Raw genomic sequence first — 23,974 nt, 5'->3', positions numbered from 1 at the left:
TGGCGTTCTGTCTCAGGATTGAGCGGTATCGCTAAACCCTAGACCCGTGCGCATCGCGACGCCCCCATCCGCACCAAAGCGCACGTCGTCCACCCACACGCCGACATTCGGCACCCCCGCGCACCTACTCCGCCGCCACAGCCTCCGCCTCCAGGTGCTCCACCAGCTTCACCCCGGCCTGCGAACAACTCAGCGAACCACCCAGATCGCCGGTCCACTCCCCTGCCTGATGCATGGCATCAACGGCGTCGCGGATCCGGCCCGCGGCCCCCGTCTCGCCCAAGCTTTCCAGTAGTTGAGCGGCCGCCTCGATCGCGCCGAACGGGTTGGCCTTGTCCTGGCCGGCGATGTCGGGGGCCGAGCCGTGGATGGGTTCGAAGAGGCCCGGTTTCTGGTCGCCCAGCGAGGCCGAGCCCAGAAGGCCGATCGAGCCGGGCAGCATGGAGGCTTCGTCGGACAGGATGTCGCCGAACATGTTCTCGGTGACGATGACGTCAAAGCTCGCCGGCGCGCGCAGCAGGTGCATGGCGGCGGCGTCGACATACATGTGGTCGAGTTCGATATCGGGGAAGTCGCGCGCGCCCATCTCGGAGACGACATCGCGCCACAGGCGGCTGGTTTCCAGCACATTGGCCTTGTCGACCGAGGTCAGCTTGCCGCGCCGCAGGCGCGCCTGCTGGAAGGCGATACGGGCCACCCGTTCGATCTCGCCGCGCGAATAGGTGCAGGTGTCGCTGGCACTGTCGGCGCTGCGTTCGCGCGTCCCGAAATAAATCCCGCCGGTCAGCTCGCGCACGATCAGGAGATCGGTCCCGGCCACCAGGTCTGCCCGCAGCGGGGATTTGCCGGCCAGGGCCGGATGTACCGCCGCCGGCCGCAGATTGGCGTAGACGCCCAGCGCCTTGCGCAGGGCCAGAAGGCCGGCCTCCGGGCGGACGTCGGCGCGATCCCATTTCGGCCCGCCAACGGCTCCGAGAAAGACGGCGTCGGCCGTCTGGCAGGTTTTCAGCGTGGCTTCGGTCAGGGGCTCGCCGAATTCATCGATCGAGGCGCCCCCGAAAGCGCAGGTTTCAAAACTGACCCGGAAACCGTCCACGGCGGCAACATGCTCGAGCACGGCGCGCGCGACTGCGGTGATTTCCGGTCCGATCCCGTCGCCGGGCAGAAGGGTGATGCGGTAGGTCATGCGTGGTCGGCCTCATAGGCGTCGATGGCGTCGGCATGGTTCATCAGGAAGCCGAGCGGGTCGGTGCCTTCCATCAGACAGTGCTTGGCGAAGGGTTCGATGGCAAAGTCGAAGCTGGGTCCATTGCCCAGATCGACATGCTGGCTGGCAAGGTCGATCCGGATCGCCACGCCCGGATTGGCCAGCAGCCAGTTATGGGCCGCTTCCGGCGCAATGATCGGCAGCAACCCGTTGCGGGCCGCATTGGAGCGGAAGATATCGGCGAACTCGCTCGAGATGACGGCCCGGAAACCGAAATCATGCAGCGCCCAGGGCGCGTGCTCGCGCGACGAGCCGCAGCCGAAATTTCGGCCGGCGACAAGCACCCGGCATTGTGCCGTGTCGAGGCTGTTGAGCGAGACCGCCTCCAGCGGCTTGCCCTCGCCATCATACCGCCAGTCATGGAAGGCCAGCTTGCCAAGCCCGTCCCGACTGGTCGTGGTCAGGAAGCGGGCCGGGATGATCTGGTCGGTATCAATGTCTTCCTGGTCGATCACAAAGGTCCGGCTGTCGATCCGGCGGATATCGTCCTTGGCCCCGGGGGCAGGGATCTCAGGCATGGGCGGGCTCCATCAGCTCGGCCGGGTCGATGACATGTCCGGCTATGGCCGCCGCCGCAGCGGTGGCGGGACTGGCGAGGACCGTGCGGACGCCCGGACCCTGGCGGCCTTCGAAATTGCGGTTCGAGGTCGAGACCACCAGCTGGCCCGGCTCGCCGCGATCGCCATTCATGGCAATGCACATGGAACAGCCCGGCTGACGCCACTCGGCGCCGGCCGCGATGAAGATCCGGTCCAGCCCTTCTGCCTCGGCCTGGGCCCGGACCGCGACCGAGCCGGGCACGACGAGGGCGCGGATGCCGTCAGCCACCCGTCGGCCGCTCATGATGGCCGCCGCCTCGCGCAAATCCGTGATCCGAGAATTGGTGCAGGAGCCGATAAAGACCTGATCGACCCGGGCGCCGGCCACCGGCTTTCCGGCCTCCAGACCCATATAGGCGAGGGCCTTTTTCTGGGACGCGGTGCGCGGTGCCGGGATGGGCGCGTTGACCGCGATGCCGGTATCCGGCGCCGTGCCCCAGGTGACCATCGGGCGGATGCTTGCGGCATCGATCCTGATCTCGTGGTCGAACCGGGCGCCGGGATCACTGGGCAGCTGACGCCAGCGTTCGATGGCCTGGTCCCAGTCCGCGCCGTGCGGGCAATGCGCGCGGCCTTCAAGCCAGGCGAATGTCGTTGCGTCCGGCGCGATCATGCCGGCCCGTGCCCCGGCCTCGATCGACATGTTGCAGACCGTCATCCGACCTTCCATGTCGAGCGCCGCGATGGCGCTGCCGGCGTATTCGATGACGCAACCGGTCCCGCCATCGACGCCGATCTCGGCGATGATGGCGAGAATGATATCCTTGGCTGAAATACCCGGTGCGGTCTCGCCATCGACCGTGATCCGCATGGATTTCGGCTTGCGTTGCAGCAGGCATTGCGAGGCCAGGACGTGACCGACCTCGGTCGTACCGATGCCGAACGCCAGCGCTCCAAAGGCGCCATGGGTCGCGGTATGGCTGTCGCCGCAGACAATTGTCATGCCCGGACGGGTCGCGCCGAGCTCCGGTCCGATGACGTGGACCACACCGCGATGCCCGCTACCCCAGCCGTGCAGGGTAATGCCGTGCCGGGCCGTATTGGCCTGCAGGGTCTCGACCTGGTTTTGGGCGGCCGGTGTGGCGTAGGGCGGGGTCTCGCCGGGCGCGAAGTCGAGCGTCGGGGTGGCGTGGTCAATCGTCGCCAGCGTCCGGTCCGGTCGCCGCACGGTCAGCCCGCGTTCGGCCAGCACGGAGAAAGCCTGCGGCGAGGTCACTTCATGGACGAGATGGAGGTCGACATAGAGCAGGCCCGGGGTCTCGGCCGTTTCGGCGCGGACCTGGTGGGCGTCCCAGACCTTGTCGAACATCGAGCGCGGGGCGTGGCCCGCGCGCTCAGTCTCAGGCGACATGCTGGACCTCCATCGCATTGTCGTGAACCGGCTGCAGCCAGCCATGACGGTCCGGTGTCTCGCCGGAGAACAGGCCGAAGAAGCGCGCCTGCATCAGCTCGGCGACCGGTCCGCGGCCACCGGCGCGAACGACATGGCCATCGACGGAACGCACCGGCGTGATCTCGGCGGCGGTGCCGGTGAAGAAGATCTCGTCGGCGAAATACAGGCTCTCGCGGGACATGGTCTGCTCGCGGACGTCAAAGCCCTCCGCCTCGGCCAGCTTCATCACGGCGTCCCGGGTCAGGCCGGACAGGATGGAGGAGGAGCTCGGCGGGGTGCGGATAATACCGTCCGAGACCACGAAGATGTTCTCGCCGGCGCCTTCGGAAACCAGCCCGTTGACGTCGAGGCCAATGCCTTCATCAAAGCCGCGCGAATGGGCTTCATGGCTGATCAGCATTGACGAGAGATAATTGCCGCCGGCCTTGGCGCCGGTCGGAATGGTGTTCGGGGCGGGCCGGCTCCACGAGGAGATGCAGCAATCCACCCCCTTGGTCAGGGCCTCCTCGCCGAGATAGGCGCCCCAGGGGAAGGCGGCGATGCAGATTTCCGACTTGGTATCGGCGCCGGGCAGGACGCCGATCCCGCCATAGCCGAAATAAGCCAGCGGCCGGATATAGGCGTCCTTGAGGTGGTTCGCACGAATGACCATCCGGCAGGCGGCCTCGACCTCCTCCTGGGTGTGATTGATCGGCATGTGATAAACGCGGGCGCTGTTGAACAGGCGCTTGATGTGATCGCTCAGCCGGAAGATCTGGGGGCCGGTTGGTGTGTTGTAGCAGCGGATTCCTTCGAAGACGGAGGAGCCATAATGCAGGGCGTGGGAGAGAACATGCGTCTGGGCTTCATGCCAGTCGATCAGTTCGCCATTGCGCCAGATGAAGTCGGTTTCCTGGATAGCCATTGTCTCAATTCCTGTCAGACGGCCGCGGCCGCTTGTTGTTCGGTGATATCGGCCCGGCCATAGGCCTCGCCGCGGTCGAGTGTGAAGAGCAGCGAGTCGATCGCGGCTGTGAGAACGTCGGGACCGCGGGCGCGGCCAGAGAAAGTGTTACCATCAATGTCGACGCTGATGTCGGCCACGAACTCCCGCCCGGTTGAGGTTGACCGCATCCGCGTCTCGAGAGCGATGATGGTCGCATCGGTTCCGGTAATCCGCTGAACCGCCGCGAAGGCCGCCGCCATCGGGCCATCGCCCGAGGCAATGTCGGAAACGCGACCCCGGGACGGGTGCTCCAGCTCGATACGGGCGAACTGCTTGGGTTGGCGGCCGGCGGTGGTGCGCAGCTCGGTCCGCAGCACCGTCCAGCGCGATCCGCTCGGCGAGAAGCCCTCCATCATGGCGACCAGGTCGGCGTCATTCACTTCGCCCAGCTCGTCGGCCAGGTGTTTGAAGTCGATGAAGACCTGGTTCAGCTTCTCGGTGTCGGGCTTGTAGCCGAGCTTGGCCAGACGCTGGATCAGGGCATGCTTGCCGGAGTGCTTGCCCAGGACCAGGGCCGATCCGGGCGCGCCAACGCTCTCCGGGGTCATGATTTCATAGGTGCGCCGGTCCGAGATCATGCCGTGCTGGTGGATACCGGCCTCGTGGGCAAAGGCATTCTTGCCGACGATCGCCTTGTTGGGAGCGACGGCCGCGCCGGTCACCCGTTGCAGCCGCTGGCTGGCATTCCAGATCTTGGTCGCATCGACATGGCTGACCGCCGGGAAGATGTCGGCCCGGACCTGCAGCGCCATCACGATTTCTTCCAGCGAACAATTGCCCGCCCGCTCGCCGATCCCGTTGATCGCGCATTCGACCTGACGCGCCCCGCCCTTCACGGCGGCCAGGGAATTGGCGACCGCCAGGCCGAGGTCATTGTGGCAATGGGCCGAGAAAATCACATGCTCCGGGCGCGCGACCTTGGCGATCAGACGCTCGAAGACGGCCTGGATTTCGCCCGGCTCGGAATAGCCGACCGTATCCGGGACGTTGAGCACGTCGGCACCATAGGCTGCGGCGCAGCTCATCGCTTCAACGAGGAAGTCCGGCTCGGTGCGCAAGGCGTCCTCGGCCGAGAACTCGATCTCGTCGAATGTACCGGCGGCATGCTGCAGGCAACGTTCGATGGTCTGCAGGACTTCGCGCCGCGACATGCGCAGCTTGGCCTCCCGGTGGATCGGGCTGGTGGCGATAAAGATGTGCAGGCGCTTGCGGCGGGCCGGTTCCAGCGCCTTTGCGGCGGCGTCGATATCGCCCTCGGTCGCGCGGGCGAGTGAGCACAGGGTGGAATTGCGGATTTCCGAGGCGATCAGCCGGATCGCTTCGGCATCGCCGGGCGAGGCGGCAGCAAAGCCGGCCTCGATCGTGTCGACCCGCATCGCCTCGAGCAGGCGGGCGATCTCCAGCTTCTCACCCGGATTCATCGAGAAGCCGGGGGCCTGCTCGCCATCGCGCAGCGTGGTGTCGAAAATGTGCAGCTGATCCGGCGTCCGGCTGGTCATGGGCTTCAGTGTCGGGGTGGACATGCTTGTCTCCAACGGTCCGGACCGGCAGCCGCCTGGGCTGCGATCCCTGAAACAATCCCCGGAGCCATCGCCGGAGAGATCGGGCTTTCCGCGTCGCGGGTGAAGACGCCGCGAACGTCGAACAGCCGGGCGACCTGGCGGGCCAGCACATCCATGTTGCGGGCGCCATCACGGGCATCGAGCGTCATGGTGACGGTCGACCGACCCTCAGACATTTCGCCCTTGTCGAGCGTGGCGATCGTGAAGCCCCGGCGTTCCACCAGTCCGATGAGCCGCATCAGCGCGCCTTCGGCGTCGGCGAGTTCAATACGAAGCGAGGTGCGCATGATCAGTCCTCCATCATGTCGGCGTTGGACGCGCCCGGCGGGACCAGCGGCCAGACATTCTCGCGCGGGTCGATCAGGACATGCGCGAGGATCGGGCCGCGGGCATTGAGCAGGCGGTCGATGGCCGCGGGAACTTCCTCGCGGCTGTGAACGGTGAAGGCCTCGATGCCAAAGGCATGGGCGACTTCTGCGAAGTCAGGATTGTCGTAGAGATCGATCTCCGAGAAATTCTCCTCGAAGAAATATTCCTGCCACTGCCGGACCAGGCCCAGGGAGGCATTGTCCAGCAGCAGGATCCGGATCGGCACGCCGTAACGGCGGGCGGTCGCCAGCTCCTGGATGTTCATCATGATCGAGCCGTCGCCGGTGATGGTGACGACCTTGTGGTCGGGCCGCGTCATGGCGGCACCGATCCCGGCGGGCAGGCCATAGCCCATGGCACCCAGTCCGGCCGAGGTCAGATGGTGTTCAGGCCGCGAGAAGCGGCAATGCTGGGCAACCCACATCTGGTGCTGACCGACATCGCAGGCGGCGATGAAGTCGTCGCCGGCGGCCTCGGACAGTTCCTTCAGCATGGCCGGTGCGAAAACACCCGAGCCCGGCGCGTCATAGCGGAAGGCATGGCGGTGTTTGCGTTCGATACAGGTCTCGCGCCAATCGGCGATGTCCAGCCACCCATTGGTGATCCCGGCCAGGATCGCGGTGATGTCACCGGCCAGGCCAATCTCGGCCCGGCGCAGCTTGTCGATCTCGGCGGCATCGCCATCGATGTGGATGATGCGCGCGCCCGGGGCGAAACTGTCGAGGCGTCCGGTGGCGCGGTCGTCAAACCGGGCCCCGCAGCAGATCAGCAGGTCGCTTTCATCGACCGCGACATTGGCGGCGCGGCCGCCATGCATGCCGAGCATGCCCAGATAGGTCTCGCTGTCGGGGTGGGCGCAGCCCAGCGCCTTCAGGGTAGCAACAGTCGGAATGCCGGTCCGGGCCATGAAATCGCGCACGGCATCGACCGCACCGGCCAGGGTCACCCCGCCCCCGATATAGAAAACCGGGCGTTCTGCCTGGGCCAGCAGAGCCGTCGCCGCCGCCAGGTCTGATTCTGGCGGATGCGACGGCTCGGCCACAGGCCGAGGACCTGGGGGAAAGGTGGGGTATGCCTCGGCTTGCAGGACATCCTTCGGCAGATCGATCAGGACGGGACCGGGACGCCCGCCTTCCGCGATCTCGAAGGCCTCGGCGATCATCTCCGGAATCCGCATGGGGTCCCGGATGATGATCGAGTGTTTCACGACCGGCATCGACATGCCGAACACGTCGACTTCCTGGAAGGCATCCGTGCCCATCAGTCCGGACGGCACCTGGCCGGTCAGGATGATCATCGGCACGCTGTCCAGATAGGCATTGGCGATGCCGGTCAGGAGATTGGTGGCGCCCGGCCCTGAGGTCGCGAGGCACACGCCGGCCTTGCCGGTCAGGCGGGCCTGGGCATCGGCAGCGAACGCCGCCGCCTGTTCATGCCGGACCAGAATATGTTGCAGGGACGAGCCGGTCAGCGCGTCATAGACGGGCATGATGGCGCCGCCCGGATAACCGAAAACGCGCGTCACGCCGAGAGCTTCCAGCGTCCGGACGACTGCGTGCGCCCCGGTCTGGCGGGCACGCGGCCGGGTCGCGTCGGCGGGGCTTGTCGTTGCGGCAATATCGGTGGCGGTCAGGGCCGTCATCTTGTGTCGTCCTTTGTCGGGTCGGGCGGGGCCGGCTAGTTGTTGGCGCCGGGTTGCAGCCACGGCATGTCGGCGCGCAGGGCGGCCCCGACCTTCTCGATCGGATGCTCCAGGTCCTTGCGCAGCAGGGCGTGGTATTGCGGCTTTCCGGCCTGGTTTTCGGTGATCCAGTCGCGCGCGAACGTGCCGTCCTGGATGTCCTTGAGGACTTCACGCATGCGGGCGCGGGTCTCGTCATTGATGACGCGGGGGCCGGAACGCAAATCGCCATAAATGGCGGTTTCCGAGATGAACTCGTGCATCTTCGCCATGCCGCCCTCATAGAGCAGGTCGACGATCAGCTTGAGCTCATGCAGGCATTCGAAATAGGCGACTTCCGGCTGGTAGCCTGCATCGACCAGGGTCTCGTATCCGGCCATGACCAGCTCGGTCGCGCCGCCGCACAGCACGGCCTGTTCGCCGAACAGGTCGGTCTCGGTCTCTTCGGCGAAGCTGGTCTCGATGATCCCGGAATTGGCTCCGCCGATGCACGCCGTGTAGCCGAGTGCCCGGTTTCGGGCTTCGCCGGTGGCATCCTGCTGGACCGCGAACAGGCAGGGCACGCCGCGACCGATCTCGTACTCGCGGCGGACCAGATCGCCCGGACCTTTCGGCGCGACCAGGATCACATCAACGCCTTCCGGCGGTGTGACGCGACCGAAATGGACCGAGAAACCGTGCGCGAACAGGACCGCATCGCCGGCCGACAGATTGGGTGCGATCGACTCGCGGAACAGGGCCTCGTGGCTCATGTCCGGGGTCAGGATGGCGATCAGCTTGGCGGCCTTGGTGGCCTCTTCCGGCGTCGCCGTTTTCAGGCCATCGGCCTTGGCTTTGGCTTCGCCGGGGCCGCCCGGTCGGACGCCGACCGTCACATCGCAGCCGCTCTCCTTGAGGTTCATGGCATGGGCTCGCCCCTGGCTGCCATAGCCGATCACGGCAATGGGCTGGGATTTGAAGGCTGTCGTGTCGACCTCGAAGGCAGCACGGCGGGACGGGGTGGAGGCGGTCATGCGGGCATCTCCTGCTTGGATTGCATGTGTTGGCTTGGCGGCGTCGCGGGTGGCGTCGGCGCGATGATTGTGGTGGCGCCGCGTGACGCCGAAGCGACCAGGGCAGCGTATTTGGCAAAGACGCCGGTCGGTGCCGGCCGACCGGAGGATGAAACCGGGCGTTCGCTCAGGTCCGCCTCGACATCGATCCGGCGAGCCGCGACATCGATGCGGATGATGTCACCATTACGGATACGGCCGATCGGACCGCCGTCGGCAGCTTCCGGGCTGACATGGCCGATCACGAAGCCCTTCGACGCGCCGGAGAAGCGGCCGTCGGTAATCAGGGCGACGTCGCCCGCCAGGCCTTGGCCGACCAGGGCGGCGGTGACGCCCAGCATTTCGCGCATGCCTGGGCCGCCCTTGGGGCCTTCATTACGGATGATGAGGATATCGCCCGGCTTGATCGAATTGGCCTCGACCGCGGCGAAAGCCTCTTCCTCGCACTCGAACACGCGGGCGGGACCGGAAAACGCGTTGCGGTCATGGCCGGACAATTTCAGGACCGAGCCCTCGGGCGCCAGGTCGCCGGTCAGGATGCGGAAGCCGCCATCGGGCTTGACCGGATTGGCGACGGTATGGATGACGCGCTGGTTCAGGGACTCTTCTGCGCTGGCGCATTCGCCGTGCAGGCTTGTGCCGGTGACGGTCGGGGTGTCGGCCAGCAAACCGCCCTCGATCAGGCGCTGCCCGAACAGGCGCGATCCGCCGGCCAGGAACATGTGGTGCGCCAGGAACCGTCCGCCGGGCTTCAGATCGGTGATGACCGGAGCCTCGCTCGAGATGCGGTCGAAATCGGCAATGTCGAATGGCACGCCGGCTTCTGCGGCAATGGCTGCCACATGCAGGATGGCATTGGTCGAGCCGCCGGAGGCCGAAGCCGCGATCACGGCATTGCGCAGGGAGGCTTCGGTGATGAAGCGGCGTGGCGTGGTCCCGGTCCTGGCCAGCTCGACCGCCAGGCGACCGCAGCGCGCGGCGGCGGCGGGCTTGTCCGGGTGCGGAGCCGGGATATCGTTCACGCCCATCGGGGACAGGCCCAGCATGGTCAGGATCATCGCCATCGTGTTGGCGGTGAACTGACCACCACAGGCGCCGGCGCCCGGGCAGGCCGCCTTTTCGACCTCTGCCAGCCCCTTGTCGTCGAGTGTACCCGCCGCGTGCGCACCGACCGCTTCGAACACGTCCTGGATCGACAGCGCCTTGTCACCCAGCTTGCCGGGCATGATCGTCCCGCCATAGAGGATGCAGCCGGGAACATCCAACCGCGCCAGCGCCATAGCGGCCGCCGGGATGGTCTTGTCGCACCCGACCAGAATGACCACGCCATCCAGGCTGTGACCACGCACGGCCAGCTCGATCGAGTCGGTGATGACCTCCCGCGAGATCAGGGAGGCGCGCATGCCGTCCGTGCCCATGGAAATCCCGTCCGACACCACGATCGTGTTGAAATCGACGGGATGACCTCCGGCTTCCCGGACAGCTTCGCGGACCGGTTCGGCCAGATCGGCGAGGTGCATGTTGCAGGGCGTCACCGTGGTCCAGGTGTTGATGACCCCGATCATCGGCTTGTCGAAATCGGCATCCTCCATGCCGGTCGCACGCAGCATGGCCCGGGCCGGAGCCCGCGCCGGGCCGGCCGTAATGGCGTCTGAGGATTTGCGGTGGTCGTGTGTCATCAGGGTTTTCCGTGGGTCAAAACACAAAAAACCCCGCTCCGGGTTCCGGGAGCGGGGTTTTTTGTCTGCCAGTTGGCGAGGTCTCTCGTCAGGCAGGCGTGCTTACCGCTCCCGTTATGGTCGGGATAATAAGTACAAGTACGAGGAGGAGGAGGCCGAGCGTGTTCACCCGCTCGCCCATCAGGGCGGCGGCCGGGGCTACCGGCAAGGCAAACGCTTTGGTCATCACAATCAGCTTTTCAATCTCTATTGCGCTGCAACGTGACCCGATGATTTGGTTAAGGCAACCCCGTACTGGAAAAAAACTGCACTAAACCGGAAAATTTGACATCTGCGGGCATGGTTTTCCACTCATGCAGGTTTTGCTGCACAGGAATTTCATGCGCACGCGCGAGCGCGCGCACGCGAGGGGCCGCCGCTGACCTTTCGCGCTGCTCCCGGGAGGTGAGGGCCAACGTCTGCCCGACGTGCGGCATCGTGGTCAGGCGGGGTCCCGACCATGTGTTCCGGCCAATCTGAATGGCGGCTCATCTTGCCTCTTCGACAGGCAGGGGTGTTCAATTTCGGGCAGGGGGACGGGGTCGCACGGAAATCCGAATTAATCGGTTGACGGAAAATTGTGCGGGCGCAGCAAATTTACCGGCGACATCCGATCATGTCGCGACTCTGTGGATTGAACTGCTGGCGGCGGCCGACGCCAGCCTCTTTCCTGGGGAAATTAAATTGCGTGAAGTAGCGCTTCAGGAGTTCTCGTCGCACTAAATATTCGAATATGAGCCATGATAAGAAATATGTTGCATCGCAACATTCTCGACCCTAAAGTCGACACATCAAGAGTTGCCTCAAGGTGACCTGAGCCACAGATCGCAATGATTGGATCCGCCACCACGTCTGCGTGGTGCGGATCATGAGAGATGAAGGGCCGTACCCGGTCCCGTTCCGGCGCCCGTTGAGGCGACCATCCCCTCACTGATCCTGACCAGGGTTTTCAAGTGCTGCAGACACCCTGCAGCCCCGTCCGCGACCTGATGACAGGCCGGATGGTGGGGGTAGTTGCCAGAACGGGGGGATCCCAATGATTGGCAGGACACAGATGAACAAGACGCTGGCACGAGGTGCCGTCTGCGCGGTGCTGGCCGGCGTCGGCCTGACCGGCGCGGCGCATGCCGAGGTGTCAGAGGAAACAGCGTTCGTTTTCAACACGCTGCTCTTCCTGATCGGGGGCTTTCTGGTGATGTTGATGGCCGCCGGCTTCGCCATGCTGGAAGCCGGATTCGTCCGCACGAAACACACCGCCGCGATCTGTCTCAAGAATATCGCGCTCTACTCGATCGCCGGGATCATGTTCTACCTGGTCGGCTATCAGGTGATGTATGGCGGTCAAACCCCCTATTTCGGCATCCCCGAGCTCTGGGTTCCGTCCGAACTCGCGGCGGATGAGTCGATCGATCTCGGGACGGGCTATTCCGCCGCGTCCGACTGGTTCTTCCAGATGGTCTTCGTGGCAACCGCTGCTTCGATCGTGTCCGGCACCATTGCCGAGCGTGTGAAGCTGGGGCCGTTCTTCATTTTCGTGGTCGTCCTGACCGCCGTGATCTACCCGGTCCAGGGCTCCTGGGAATGGGGTGAGGGCTGGCTTGATGCCGATTTCGGTTTCTCGGACTTTGCCGGTTCCACCCTGGTTCACTCGACCGGTGGCTGGGCTGCCCTCGCGGGTGCCATCCTGCTGGGTGCACGGACCGGCCGCTTCGGCCCGGACGCCAAGCCGATGCTGCCGGGCTCCCTGCCGCTGGCAACCCTGGGTACGTTCATCCTGTGGTTCGGCTGGTTCGGCTTCAACGGCGCCTCCCAGCTGGCACTCGGGTCGGCCTCCGATGCGGTCGCGATCTCCCAGATCTTCGCCAATACCAACATGGCTGCGGCCGGTGGTGTCGTAACAGCCTACCTCCTGTCCATGCTGCTGGGCGGCGGAAAAGCCAATCTGGCGCTCTGTCTCAATGGCGCGCTGGCCGGGCTGGTTGCCATCACGGCCGAGCCGCTCACGCCGACCATCATGCAGGCCATCGCCATCGGCGCTGTCGGTGCCATCATTGCGACGCTCGGTGCCAAGCTGCTGGAGATGGTCCGTATCGACGATGTTGTCGGTGCAATCCCGGTCCACCTGTTCGCCGGCATCTGGGGCACGATGGCTGTGCCGCTCACAAATTCCGACGCCACCTTCTTCGGCCAAGGCGTTGGTGTTCTGGCAATCGGAGCCTTCGTCTTCATCACCAGCTTCATCGTCTGGCTGATCTTGAAAGTCACTGTCGGCATCCGCCTCTCTCCCGACGCCGAGAATGTCGGCGGCGACCTGTCCGAGCTTGGACACGACGCCGGCTCGATCTTCGCCAATGACGTGGGAAAGGCCTCAGCCCCGGCGCAGTAGCGGCTCATGTGTCCGGATCGATGAGCTCCGCCTTCATCGATCCGGGCGCGTCGCCGGACGGGGCCGTCCCGGAGCCAGACCTGTCTGTTTCATCAACCCCGGAGCGCCGGTCCAGTCCGGCTCTTCCCCAGACGCTGAAATCCGCGCCGGTCGTCGGGCGGTCAGCGGGAGAGCTGCGCTCCCGCCCCGCCCACCGACGCCTCAGCACACCCAGTTCTTCCTCACCCGTATTTCCACCCAGGAGTAAGTCATGAAAACCAAACTTCTCGCCCTTGGCCTCGCGGCCTGCTGCGTCACCGCCCCGGCCTCCGCCGCAGAAGTCGTCGGCAATGTCGGTCTGACCACCGACTACATCTTCCGCGGCATCACCCAGACCGATGGCGGTCCGGCGATTTCCGGCGGTTTCGACGTTGAGGCCGAGGGCTTCTATGTCGGCGTCTGGGGGTCGAGCGTCGATTTCTCTGACGACACCACGATGGAACTCGACCTGTATGGCGGTTACGCCTTCTCGGGTGCCGGGTTCGATTGGGACATCGGCGTGATCTACTATGCTTATCCCGATAGCCCGAGTGCGGGCGGCGACCAGAATTTCGTCGAATTCTACGGCGGTATCGGTCGTGAGTTCGGCCCCGTCGCCTGGGACGCCAAGCTCTCCTACTCTCCGGAATTCTACGGCGAGACCGGACAGGCCTGGTATCTGGAATCCGGCCTCGGCATGGAAGTCTTCGAAGGTATCACCGTCGATGGACGGATCGGCATGAGCCAGTTCGACGACATTCCGGCGGCCGACTATGAAGACTACCAGCTCGGTGTCTCCGGCACGGTCTTCGGCAATGTCGGATGGGATCTGCGTTATCACGACCTCTCGGATGGCGGCGATGACAGCATTGTGCTGTCCTTCTCGCAAAGCTTCGGCGGTTGATCCCTCGACCCTGAAGATTGCGGAAAGTGACTCAGGCCCGGCCAGGCGCCGGGCCTGATCCTATTTCGGCTCTACCCGCCAGATGCCGCCACCCGCACCGATGATCCATGCTGTTTGGCCAGACGGCGACACGGCAATCGCGTTCGGCGCCGGGATGTTCCAGCCACTGGCCTGCCAGCGAAATCCGGTCCCGGCCCGCACCCCGATATCGACACCCGTTGTCCCGACCGCGAGCCAGCCGTCCCCAAGGGCGGCGAGGTCAGAGCGGTAGCCGAGTGGTGGCATCTCGCTTGTCTGCCAGGTTTCACCACGATCCCCCGAATAGGCAAAGTTTCCGGCCGGGTCCTGCGGGGCCTGATAGTTTCCGCCGCTGAGGGCAAGCCCATCATCCGGGCCGATCGAGACGGCGAAAATGCCCGCTCCTGCCGACCCGGCCGCCATCGGCGTTTCACGGGCGTCCCACGTGTCTCCGAAATCGCAGGTGCGCAGAATCCGGGCGACGGCTCCGCCGCCTGTGCCGATAAACGCACAGCCATCGGGTGTCAGGCCAATCGATGAATTGGACGCGGCAAAGCCGGCCTCGGACTCGAGCGGGACCGGGCCGACCTCGAGGGCCTGCCAGGTTAGCCCACCGTCGAGGGTTCGCAGGACCAGAAAGACGCCGTCGACCGGATCAGAAAAGGCCAGGCCGCGCTCACCGTCCCAGAAGGCAAGGCTGTCGAAAAAGGCCGCGCCGGTCTCGTCTTCCCAGACCAGGCGGAAGCTCGCCCCACCATCCCGTGTCTCGATGATGCGGGCCGGCTGACCGGCTGTGACGAAGAGTGCGCGCTGATCATCGAACGCATGGGCGGAGCGCAGATCGGCACCCTGCGCGAGCGCTACCGTCCTGACCTGCCAATTCGCGCCGCCATCGCGTGTCTGCAGGACCTGGCCATCCGGTGCGCCGATCCAGACGATGTCGTCATCCACCACGCTGAGGCCGCGCAGGGAGGCGGTCACACCGCTTTCCTGCGGGGTGAGGCTCCAGTCGGACTGCGGCGCGGGGGTGCAGGCCGACATCAACGCCGTGGCGGCGGTGAAGCCGGCGAGGTTGTGCCACCTCACTCGCGCAGACCCATCAGCGCCGCGCTATCGCAATGCCAGCATGTGTCGGCACCGATCGGGCTGCCGGGCGGGATCGGTGTATCGATCAGCTCCGGCGTCTCGCCGGCGTCAAACCGTTCGAGGCCCGCAAGGGCGGCCCGGGCCAGCCAGAGTTGGTGCGCGGCATCCGCGCCGCTGCGCCGCCGCGAGGGTTCGTTGCGGGCCATGGTTTCCAGGCGGAGCCGCGCTGCGGCCGCCGGGGCAACAGGATCCGAGGCGAGGATCTCGAGCAATTGCGCAACATACTCGGTTTGCAGCGCATTCCGGATCGGGGTCAGGCGCGCCGCCTCATCCCGGGGCGCGTCAAACAAGTGCTCTTCGACCTCGCTGAGCAGGTCCTCCAGGGTCATCTGGCTGTCATCCCGGGCGGACTGTTCGGCCAGTCGCGAGAGCCGCGACGGGTTGAGCAGGGCCTGGAGCGTGATCCGTCCGGCTGCGGCCGCCGCACCGGTCCGGCTGAAGGCCGGATAATCATCCGACCGGAACAGCTCGCGCGTGGCGGCCGCGTCATAATCGGCGAACGGAGCGGGCATCATGAGCGCGAGGATGTCGTCAGACAGGTCGAGGATCTGCGGGTCGAGTGTTGCCAGAAGCGCCTGGAGCGCGCGGGTCTGATCGTCTGCGCTGACCGGTGTCATGCCGACCAGATCGGCCCGGTTGGGTCCATAGTTGAAGGCCACGCCCCCGATGGATTTGGCAGCCGCTTCAACCTGGTAGCGGTGATACAGGTAGATCGGCGGCAGCACCTGGCGCAGGGCGCTTGCCGGTTGACCCTCTGCAAGCACCTGCGGGCCGAAAGTCTCCAGGGCCCGGGCCCGCACCGCCAGCGTTTCGGTCAGGCTCGCGACCGGGTCTGCGCCATTGTCCCAGAGATTGGCCAGGGGATGGGCGCTCGCATTGCCCCGGGCGTGGCGGTCGGTGATGTAAAGCAGGTCGTTGGCTGCGGCCTCATTGAGGATATGATCGAGCGCCCGGGCCTCGACTTCGCCCTCGCCGAACTCACCGTAGAGCCATGAAATCGCGACGCGATCCCAGGCGGCAATGCCGATCCCGTAGGCTTGGCTGGTATCCATCTCGCCCGTCGCGTCGAGGGTGACGAGCGGTGCCGGATAGTCCATTACCGAGGCCCGGTCGGAGACGCTGGCGGCAAAGTTGTGCGCCAGGCCGATCGTGTGTCCGATCTCGTGCGCCGAAAGCTGGCGGATGCGGGCGAGCGCCAGCTCCAGCGGATCATTGGCGGCCCCGGATCCGGTCGCCCCGGCACCCATAAGTCCCTCAAAGATCATACGATCCTGGCGAACACGTTGGGAGCCCAGAATGACCCGTCCCTTGATGATCTCGCCCGTCCGGGGGTCGATGACCGAGCCGCCATAGGACCAGCCCCGGGTCTGGCGATGGACCCACTGGATGACATTGTAGCGAATATCAAGTGGGTGGGCGCCTTCGGGCAGGAGCTCGACCCGGAAGGCGTCCTCATAGCCGGCGGCGGCGAAGGCCTCGGCCCACCAATTGCCGCCTTCGATCAGGGCGTCGCGGATCAGCGGCGGGGTGCCGCGGTCGAGATAGTACACGATCGGCTCCACGACCGGGCCGGATTGTGCTGACGGATCAACACGTTCGAGGCGATGCCGCAAGGCCAGGGAGCGCCGGACCGGCGCGTCCAGAGGGGTCGCCATGTCATAGAAATCGAGGGTGATGGCACCGGATCGATCATCCGCCTCGCGCGGCTCATAGCCCTCGGGCGGCAGGGCGGCGAAGGAATGGTGGACGGTCAGGGTGACCGAGCCCGGTGCCGGGGTCACGGCCCGGACTTCGGAGCCGGGGCTTGCGCTGGTGAGCGTCAAAAGCGCATCGATTTCAACGTTTTCCGGGAAGGCGAGGGCGCTTTCGGTGATCGGGGCGGAGCGGTCCGCAGCGATCGAGAAACTGCCCTGGCCGGCGCCGGAGAGCTGGTCAGCCGTCCCGACCGGGTCCCGCTTGAGAAAATCAGATAAGTCAATCAGTATGTTACCATCTTCCTCGGCGAGGATGTCGGTGGACCAGATGATCGAGCGGGCGAAGGAGTTGCGGGTTGCGGCGGCCTCTTCGGGGCCGGCACCACCGGCGCGGTAACCGGTGTTCTCGAACTCGGCGAAGACGCGATCATTGACCCGGAAAAAGCGAAGGATTTCAGAGCTTGAGCCGAGTCCGCGGTCGAGCCCGACGGGGTTGGATCCGAGCCCGGATGTCAGGCTGGCGGTATAGATCATGCGACCCAGCCCGTTGCCGTCGCCAGCCCTCAGTCGGGCCAGGATCCGACCGTCGGAGGCGTCGATATAGAGCGGAATGAAACCATCGCGAAGCTCAAGGTTTTCAATTGTTTGCGTGTAGCTCTGCGCGTCCTGCGCGGCCGCCATGGAGGCCATCGGGGTCAGCGCGGTACAGGCCAGCGCGGCAGCACTTAACATCACGCGCATCATGGTGCCGGTCTTCGTGCCGGTCCGGGTGGTGGTCTTCATGGTGGTCTTCATCCTGATCTTGATCCCCGTCATTTCGACGACGCTAGCCGAGCTTCCCGGGGGTGTCACCCGCCTGCTTGACCAATCTGGATATTGTATCCAATTGTTGAGGGCGTCGATTTTTTCGGCCGGGAATGACAGGCTGCTCACCAGACGGCCGGACCGGTCGATCACAGCCGTGAGGCGCCGGCTTCGGGGATCGGATGACCGCTCCCGTGCACGGGACAGATTTTGAGGGACAGGGCATGACACAGGTAAACTGGCGCGGGGTCTTCCCCGCCGCGACGACCCAATTCGCCGAAGACCTCTCGGTCGACCTCGCTGCGACCACGGCGGTCGTGACGGCGCTGGTCGAGGACGGCGTGCATGGCCTGATCGCCATGGGCACGGTGGGCGAGAACAATTCCCTGAACGCCGAGGAAAAGCGGGCAGTGCTGGCGGCCATTGTCGAGGCCGTCGACGGCCGGGTGCCGGTGCTGACCGGTGTCTCGGAACTGACGACGCCGCTTGCGCAAACCTATGCCCGCGATGCGGCCCGGATCGGCGCCGACGGGCTGATGCTGCTGCCCGCCATGGTCTATGTGCCCAGCGAGGCCGAGCTGGAGGCGCATATCCGGGCCGTGGCCGCGGCCTCCCCGCTCCCGGTCATGCTCTACAACAACCCGCCCGCCTATCGTGTCTCGATCTCGCTCGACACGCTGGAGCGCCTGTCGGATGTCGAAACCCTGGTGGCGATCAAGGAAAGCGCGCCCGACCCGCGCCGGATCACCGATATCGTCAATCGTTGCGGCGACCGCTATCGCGTCTTTGCCGGGCTTGATGATGTCGCCCTCGAGGAGATCCTGCTCGGTGCGGTTGGCTGGGTGTCCGGCCTGACGAATGCCTTCCCCGCCGAGTCGATCGCGCTCTGGGATGCAGTCGAGCGCGGCGATCTGGAGACCGCGCGGGCCATCTATCGCTGGTTCATGCCGCTCCTGCACCTCGATGCCGAGCACGACCTCGTCCAGTCCATCAAGCTGGCGGAAGCGGTGATGGGGCGCGGCTCGGAACGGGTCCGCATGCCGCGCATGGTGCTGGCCGGCGAGCGCCGGGCCGAGGTGATCGCCATGGTGGAGACCGCCCGCGATACCCGTCCGATCAGGCTGCCCTCGGTGCTGGCCCACTAGGCCGGGCGGCAGGGAGCGCGCCATGCCCCATGTCTTTCACTGTCTCGACGGTCATACCTGCGGCAACCCGGTCCGGCTGGTCACCGGGCCACTGCCCGACCTCGCCGGCACCAGCATGAGCGAGAAGCGGGCCGACTTCATCGCCCGCCATGACTGGATCCGGCGCTCACTCATGTTCGAGCCGCGCGGCCATGACATGATGTCGGGCGCGATGTTCTATCCGCCCTGTTCCGACGATGCCGATGCCTCGATCCTCTTCATCGAGACCTCTGGCTGCCTGCCCATGTGTGGCCATGGCACGATTGGCGCGCTCACCCTGGCGCTGGAAAACGGGGTCATCGCCCCGGCCGACCGCCGCCATGTGAAACTGGACGCGCCGGCGGGCCGGATCGAGGCGGAGATCAGCTGGGAGGGCGGCCATGTCAGCGGCGTGCGGATCCGCAATATCGCCTCCTATCTCGCCGTCTCCGGGCTGATGCTGGACATCCCCGGCTGGCAGGCCATCACCGTCGATATCGCCTATGGCGGCAATTACTACATCATCGTCGAGCCGCAGCCCGGCTATGCCGATCTCGACGCGATCAGCCCGGCCGACATCCTGCGCCTGAGCCCGCTGATCCGCGCTGCGGCCAACCAGGCGGTCACCCTGGCCCATCCCGAGGACCCGAGCGTGGGCGGCGCCAGCCATGTCCTGTGGACCGGTCAGCCGCGCGATCCGAAAGCCCACGCCCGCAACGCCGTCTTCTACGGCTCCCGCGCCATTGACCGCTCCCCCTGCGGCACCGGCACCAGTGCCCGCATGGCCCAGCTCGCCGCCCGCGGCCTGCTCAAGCCGGGCGATGATTTCGTGCATGAGAGCATCATCGGCAGCCTGTTCGAGGGGCGAGTGGAGCAGGCAACCACGGTCGGCGGTTTCGCCGCGATCATTCCCAGCATCAAGGGCTGGGCCATCCAGACCGGCGTCAACACGATCCGGGTCGATCAGCGCGATCCCTATTGGGACGGCTTCACGGTGGGGTAGGGGGCCGAGCGCTCCCATGACACGCCCGTCATCCCACGGTCGCGGCGTGGCCGCGATCCGGGGGACCTCCGCCAGCCCGCCATTCATCCGGCCTCCACTGACTTTCCGAACTCATCCACCGGTCTGGCCGAGGTCCCCCGGATGCCCGCTGCGCGGTCACCGTGGGATGACGGAGGTTTGTGTGTTTGCGGAACAGTGAGGCGGGGCACAGCGAGGAAGCCCATGTCGCCTGCCGCGTCGCCCGTCCGACAGCGCCCCCCGGAAACGAAAACACATTTTTCCCGGACGCAGGCCCGGCCCCGAGCCGGGCGCAGATCCGGGACCCACGCACTCATCCTGCAAGCGATGAGTCGCCCGTCGGTCCCGGATGGCGCTCCGCGCCTCCGGGAAAAATGCGAGGGGGATGGAGGGTCGAAGGGGGCGAGCGCCGCGAGGAGGATCCCGGCGCAGTCTAGCCCTCAAACGCCTTCACCAGCGCTGTCCGGGCCGTGATGATGTGGGCGACCATCCGGTTGGCGCCGGCGACGGGGTCGCGGGCTTTCACGGCGTCCAGCAAGGCGTCATGCTCGGCATCGGCTGTCCGGCGCGCCTCGGGGCCGAGTGAGAGCTGGAGGCGGACATAGCGCTCGATATTCTGGTTGAGCGCGCGGACCAGCGCCTGGGTGCGGGGCTTGTCGGCGGGGGCATGCAAGGCCGCGTGGAACTCGCGATTGAGGGCGCCCCAGCTGGCGGCGTCGTTGTTGGCCAGGGCGGCCTTCTCACGGTCCCGGATCTCTTCGATCCGGGCGATGTCGGCGGTGCATGCGGCCTGGATCGCATGGGCGAACAGGCCGGGTTCGAGCTGGATGCGCAGATCGAACAGCTCTTCCATCTCCGCCGCCGAGACCGGCGAGACGGTGACGCCCTTGTTGGCGTGAAAGACGACGAGCCCTTCCACTTCCAGTTGGCGCAGGGCTTCGCGAACCGGCATGCGAGAGACCTTGTAGGCCTCGGCCAGCGCCTCCTGCCGCAGCGCCTCTCCCGGCACAAATTCATTGGCGAGGATGCGCGAGCGGATCCGGTCGGCGAGCCGGTCGACCACTGACACGGTCTCGATCGGGTCTGAAAAGCTGGGGTCCGGTCGCGGCACACGGGGCTCCGATACTCAGTTGGGATCAGCCAGACTAGGCAGGTCCGCGCGCCCTGTCATGCCGGCTTTGCCCTGATCCTGGTCGGGGGCCGCGGGCGTCTCAGTCGAGGACGAGAATTTCGATCAGCTCGCCGGCTGCGATGCGCGGCGCCTCGATCGCGCGCGGGATCAGGAGTTCGGCCCGGGCGAGGGCGGAGATCATGCCGCTGTCCTGACTGCCGGCCGGGCGGACGCCACCCGTTTCGGGATCGAAACGACCGCGGATCCAGGTTTCCCGGGCGCCATTGGCCGGCAGGTCGGCGCTCAGAAGGGCCCGGCGCAGGCGCGGCCGGGGTCGTTCGCCCAGCAGGGTTTCGACCGCGGGGCGCAGGACCAGTTCGGCGACCACGAGCGCCGAGACCGGATTGCCGGGCAGGCCCAGCACCGGCAGGTCGGGCAGATGCCCGAACCAGGTCGGCTTGCCCGGCTTGAGGGCGATCTTCTCGAAATGAAGCGTGCCGCCCATCTCGGCAAAGACATGGCGCAGATGATCATGATCGCCCACCGAAGCTCCGCCGATCGTCACCAGAAGGTCGTGATCGCGGGCGGCATCGAGGGCGCTGCGCACGGCCTCCGGTGTGTCCCTGGCAATGCCCATATCGACCGGTATTGCGCCCCACTGGGCGAGCAGGCCCATGATGGCGGGGGCATTGGTATTGATGATCTGACCGGGTCCGGGCGGCGCGCCGGGCGGGACCAGCTCGTCGCCGGTGGCCAGAACCCCGATCCGCGGTCGCCGGACGACGTCAAGCCAGGAGGCGCCGCTGGCGGTCGCCAGGGCGAGCCGGGAAGGCGTCAGGCGGTCGCCGGTTTCCAGCAGGGTCTGCCCTGTCTCGAAATCGCCACCCCTGGGTCGGACGTGACGCATCGGGCCCGGCGTGTCGCGCAGGGTGATCCGCTCGCCCCGGCGGTCGGTGTTTTCCTGGATCACAACCTGGTCGGCACCCTCGGGCAGGGGGGCGCCGGTCGAGATGCGAACCGCTGTTCGAGGCTGGATGGGCTGATCGAGCGCATGCCCGGCCGCGGCTTCACCGGCCAGCGGCAGGGTCACGGGATTGCCGCCGAGATCCCCGGAGCGAACCGCATAACCATCCATTGCCGAGGCGTGGAAGGGGGGCTGGGTCAATTGCGCCCGGACCGGTGCCGCGAGGACGCGCCCGGCCGCCTCGGCGAGGCCGACGGTCTCGGAGTCGAGCACAGGCAACTGGCCGCGCACGCGTGCAATCGCCTCGAGCAGCGGGATCATGGCGTGCGATCTCCTGTGCCATCTCCTGTGCCATCGCCTGTGCCCTCGCCCGTGCCCTCGCCTGTAGCGGCGGGTTCGCCCACCGCCGTCGCGCGATGCCAGTCGCCGGACTTGCCGCCGCTCTTGGTCTCAAGCTGGAGGTCGGTGATGCGCATGCCCTTGTCGAGCGCCTTGGCCATATCATAGAGCGTCAGGGCTGCCACCGAACAGGCCGTCAGGGCCTCCATTTCGACCCCGGTCTTGCCATCGGTGCGCACGGTCGCGGTGATCGCGAAGGCGGTCTCCGCCTCGACCGGTTCAATGGCAAGTTCGACCCGGGTGATCGGTAGCGGATGGCAGAGCGGGATCAGGTCCGAGGTTCGCTTGGCACCCATGATGCCCGCCAGCTCCGCCGTGCGGCAGGCATCGCCCTTGGGACCCTGGCCGTCGCGGATCGCGGCGAAGGCCGCGGCACTCATTTCGATCCGGGCACTGGCGGTCGCGGTGCGACGGGTGATGGCCTTGTCGCCGACATCGACCATGCGGACCCGGCCGCTCTCGTCCTGATGGGTCAGCCCGCTCATCCGCCTTCACCCAGGCGGGGCAGGATCTCGACCAGGTTGCAGGGTTTGTGCGACGCATCGAACTCGTGCCGCAAAATGCCGTTCCAGGCGTCCTTGCAGGCCCCCATCGAGCCGGGGATGGCAAAGATGTAGGTCGCTCGGGCGATGCCCGCGAGGGCGCGCGATTGCAGGGTTGAGACGCCGACCGACTGAAAGGAAATCTGGTGGAAGACCACCGAGAAGCCGTCGATCTCCTTGTCGAGCAGCGGCCGGATGGCCTCCGGCGTGACATCGCGGCCGGTCAGGCCGGTGCCGCCGGTGGTGATGATGGCCTGGATCGCCGGATCATCAAGCCAGCTCTGGATGCGCGCGCGGATCGCCTCGACCGTGTCCGGCACGATGGCGTGGTCGACGACGGTGTGGCCGGCGGCGGCGATCTGTTCGCGCAGCCAGGGACCGGTGCGGTCGCTCGTTTCGTCGCGTGTGTCCGATATCGTCATCACGGCAAAGCCGAGTTGGGGGTCAGCCATCACGCGTCCTCCTGGGCAATCTGGTCCTGCCAGTATTGCGACGCGGCGCTGTCGCTGTCACGCGCCTCGACCCAGTGACTGCCGCGCGTCGTATGGACGCGCTTCCAGAACGGCGCCTCGGTCTTCAGCCGGTCGATCAGGAAGCTGACGGCCTCCAGTGCGGCCCGCCGGTGCGGCGCGCTGGCAGCGACCACGACGATGGTCTCGCCGATGGCCATGCGGCCGACACGGTGATGGATCAGCGCCTGGCCGAGCGACCAGCGGGCGACGGCTTGCTCCCGAAGCGTTGCAAGCGCCTGCTCGGTGACGCCGGGATAGTGTTCCAGCTCCAGCGCTTCCAGCTCCGGCTCGGCACGGACCTGGCCGACAAAGCTGGCGACGGCCCCGTCGCCGGCTTCGCGCCCGGTCAACGCGCCCAGCAGGGCGGCGGCATCAAGCGGTGTGGCACTGACGCGGATGTCGTCCGGCATGGCTCAGCCTCCCGTGAAGGGCGGGCAGAAGGCGAGCCGGTCGCCGTCGGCGATGGCGCTGGGGCGGGTGACGATGCGGTCATTGCGGATCAGGCGGATTTCCGGCGCTTCAAGCGCGGCGGCGTCGGCATGCCGCGCGGTGAGCCAGGCAATCAGGTCTTCGCTATTGGCAATGGTGTCGGGCAGGTCGAGCCGGGTCTCGCCGGACCCGAACCGGTCACGCAGGGCGGCCATGTACTGGATATGGACCTGCATC

General features: G+C 66.3%; 21 protein-coding genes. 4 read left to right on the top strand and 17 right to left on the bottom strand.

Annotation, left to right across the window (positions count from 1 at the left end; translation table 11 throughout):
• Positions 1-124: 124 nt before the first annotated feature.
• Genes leuB through AAA969_RS13300 form a run of 9 tightly spaced genes read right to left on the bottom strand, consistent with a single transcriptional unit; the run spans position 125 to position 10,587 of the window.
• Complete coding sequence (gene leuB / locus AAA969_RS13340) at positions 125-1,186, bottom strand: 3-isopropylmalate dehydrogenase (protein WP_338246545.1); 1,062 nt, start codon at positions 1,184-1,186, stop codon at positions 125-127.
• Complete coding sequence (leuD, locus tag AAA969_RS13335; protein WP_338246544.1) at positions 1,183-1,785, bottom strand: 3-isopropylmalate dehydratase small subunit; 603 nt, start codon at positions 1,783-1,785, stop codon at positions 1,183-1,185. The genes leuB and leuD overlap by 4 nt, the downstream gene beginning before the upstream one ends.
• Positions 1,778-3,217 (bottom strand): 3-isopropylmalate dehydratase large subunit, encoded by a 1,440-nt coding sequence (gene leuC, locus AAA969_RS13330; protein WP_338246543.1) that lies wholly within the window; start codon positions 3,215-3,217, stop codon positions 1,778-1,780. Before leuC ends, leuD begins: the two co-directional genes overlap by 8 nt.
• The gene (locus tag AAA969_RS13325) at positions 3,207-4,163 is read right to left on the bottom strand and encodes a branched-chain amino acid transaminase (RefSeq protein WP_338246542.1); all 957 of its coding nucleotides are present in this window, start codon (positions 4,161-4,163) and stop codon (positions 3,207-3,209) included. The genes leuC and AAA969_RS13325 overlap by 11 nt, the downstream gene beginning before the upstream one ends.
• A gap of 14 nt (positions 4,164-4,177) precedes the next feature.
• Positions 4,178-5,767, bottom strand: a complete 1,590-nt coding sequence (locus AAA969_RS13320; protein WP_338246541.1) for a 2-isopropylmalate synthase — start codon at positions 5,765-5,767, stop codon at positions 4,178-4,180.
• Positions 5,749-6,093, bottom strand: coding sequence for an ACT domain-containing protein (locus AAA969_RS13315; protein WP_338246540.1), 345 nt, complete (start codon positions 6,091-6,093; stop codon positions 5,749-5,751). The genes AAA969_RS13320 and AAA969_RS13315 overlap by 19 nt, the downstream gene beginning before the upstream one ends.
• 2 nt (positions 6,094-6,095) lie before the next feature.
• A complete protein-coding gene (gene ilvG, locus AAA969_RS13310) occupies positions 6,096-7,817 on the bottom strand; it encodes an acetolactate synthase 2 catalytic subunit (RefSeq protein WP_338246539.1) in 1,722 nt (573 codons plus the stop codon).
• 35 nt (positions 7,818-7,852) lie between these two features.
• Positions 7,853-8,869, bottom strand: coding sequence for a ketol-acid reductoisomerase (ilvC, locus tag AAA969_RS13305; RefSeq protein WP_338246538.1), 1,017 nt, complete (start codon positions 8,867-8,869; stop codon positions 7,853-7,855).
• The gene (locus AAA969_RS13300; RefSeq protein WP_338246537.1) at positions 8,866-10,587 is read right to left on the bottom strand and encodes a dihydroxy-acid dehydratase; all 1,722 of its coding nucleotides are present in this window, start codon (positions 10,585-10,587) and stop codon (positions 8,866-8,868) included. Before AAA969_RS13300 ends, ilvC begins: the two co-directional genes overlap by 4 nt.
• Positions 10,588-11,662: 1,075 nt before the next feature.
• Here AAA969_RS13300 and AAA969_RS13295 point away from each other — a divergent pair.
• Both AAA969_RS13295 and AAA969_RS13290 read left to right on the top strand, forming a co-directional pair.
• On the top strand, positions 11,663-13,012 hold the full coding sequence (locus tag AAA969_RS13295; protein WP_338246536.1) for an ammonium transporter: 1,350 nt from the start codon (positions 11,663-11,665) through the stop codon (positions 13,010-13,012).
• 250 nt (positions 13,013-13,262) lie between these two features.
• Entirely contained in the window at positions 13,263-13,934 is a 672-nt protein-coding gene (locus AAA969_RS13290; RefSeq protein WP_338246535.1) for a TorF family putative porin, read from the top strand.
• Positions 13,935-13,994: 60 nt separating this feature from the next.
• Here the strand turns inward: AAA969_RS13290 and AAA969_RS13285 are convergent, their stop codons facing one another.
• Together AAA969_RS13285 and AAA969_RS13280 are read right to left on the bottom strand one after the other, a co-directional pair.
• Positions 13,995-15,038 carry a WD40/YVTN/BNR-like repeat-containing protein gene (locus AAA969_RS13285; RefSeq protein WP_338246534.1) on the bottom strand — a complete coding sequence of 348 codons (1,044 nt, stop codon included), beginning with the start codon at positions 15,036-15,038 and terminating at the stop codon, positions 13,995-13,997.
• Entirely contained in the window at positions 15,035-17,575 is a 2,541-nt protein-coding gene (locus tag AAA969_RS13280) for a zinc-dependent metalloprotease (RefSeq protein ID WP_338246533.1), read from the bottom strand. Before AAA969_RS13280 ends, AAA969_RS13285 begins: the two co-directional genes overlap by 4 nt.
• A 245-nt stretch (positions 17,576-17,820) precedes the next feature.
• On the opposite strand from AAA969_RS13280, the gene AAA969_RS13275 reads away from it, so the two are divergent.
• Both AAA969_RS13275 and AAA969_RS13270 read left to right on the top strand, forming a co-directional pair.
• Positions 17,821-18,741, top strand: a complete 921-nt coding sequence (locus tag AAA969_RS13275; protein WP_338246532.1) for a dihydrodipicolinate synthase family protein — start codon at positions 17,821-17,823, stop codon at positions 18,739-18,741.
• Positions 18,742-18,763: 22 nt separating this feature from the next.
• Positions 18,764-19,762 carry a 4-hydroxyproline epimerase gene (locus tag AAA969_RS13270; RefSeq protein ID WP_338246531.1) on the top strand — a complete coding sequence of 333 codons (999 nt, stop codon included), beginning with the start codon at positions 18,764-18,766 and terminating at the stop codon, positions 19,760-19,762.
• Positions 19,763-20,213: 451 nt separating this feature from the next.
• Here AAA969_RS13270 and AAA969_RS13265 read toward each other — a convergent pair whose 3' ends face one another.
• The 6 genes from AAA969_RS13265 to AAA969_RS13240 form a co-directional block, all read right to left on the bottom strand.
• Positions 20,214-20,891, bottom strand: coding sequence for a GntR family transcriptional regulator (locus AAA969_RS13265; RefSeq protein ID WP_338246530.1), 678 nt, complete (start codon positions 20,889-20,891; stop codon positions 20,214-20,216).
• Between the two features lie 100 nt (positions 20,892-20,991).
• Positions 20,992-22,176, bottom strand: coding sequence for a gephyrin-like molybdotransferase Glp (gene glp / locus AAA969_RS13260; RefSeq protein WP_338246529.1), 1,185 nt, complete (start codon positions 22,174-22,176; stop codon positions 20,992-20,994).
• Complete coding sequence (moaC, locus tag AAA969_RS13255) at positions 22,173-22,739, bottom strand: cyclic pyranopterin monophosphate synthase MoaC (RefSeq protein ID WP_425325007.1); 567 nt, start codon at positions 22,737-22,739, stop codon at positions 22,173-22,175. The genes glp and moaC overlap by 4 nt, the downstream gene beginning before the upstream one ends.
• Positions 22,736-23,248, bottom strand: a complete 513-nt coding sequence (gene moaB / locus AAA969_RS13250) for a molybdenum cofactor biosynthesis protein B (RefSeq protein ID WP_338246528.1) — start codon at positions 23,246-23,248, stop codon at positions 22,736-22,738. The genes moaC and moaB overlap by 4 nt, the downstream gene beginning before the upstream one ends.
• Complete coding sequence (locus AAA969_RS13245; RefSeq protein WP_338246527.1) at positions 23,248-23,718, bottom strand: molybdenum cofactor biosynthesis protein MoaE; 471 nt, start codon at positions 23,716-23,718, stop codon at positions 23,248-23,250. The genes moaB and AAA969_RS13245 overlap by 1 nt, the downstream gene beginning before the upstream one ends.
• A 3-nt stretch (positions 23,719-23,721) precedes the next feature.
• On the bottom strand, positions 23,722-23,973 hold the full coding sequence (locus AAA969_RS13240; protein WP_338246526.1) for a MoaD/ThiS family protein: 252 nt from the start codon (positions 23,971-23,973) through the stop codon (positions 23,722-23,724).
• Between the last annotated feature and the right edge of the window lies 1 nt (position 23,974).

Source organism: Maricaulis maris, assembly GCF_036322705.1.
GTDB classification, from domain to species: domain Bacteria; phylum Pseudomonadota; class Alphaproteobacteria; order Caulobacterales; family Maricaulaceae; genus Maricaulis; species Maricaulis maris_B.
The sequence above is the reverse complement of the archived record's forward strand: the minus strand, read 5'-3'. Positions and strand labels throughout refer to the sequence as shown.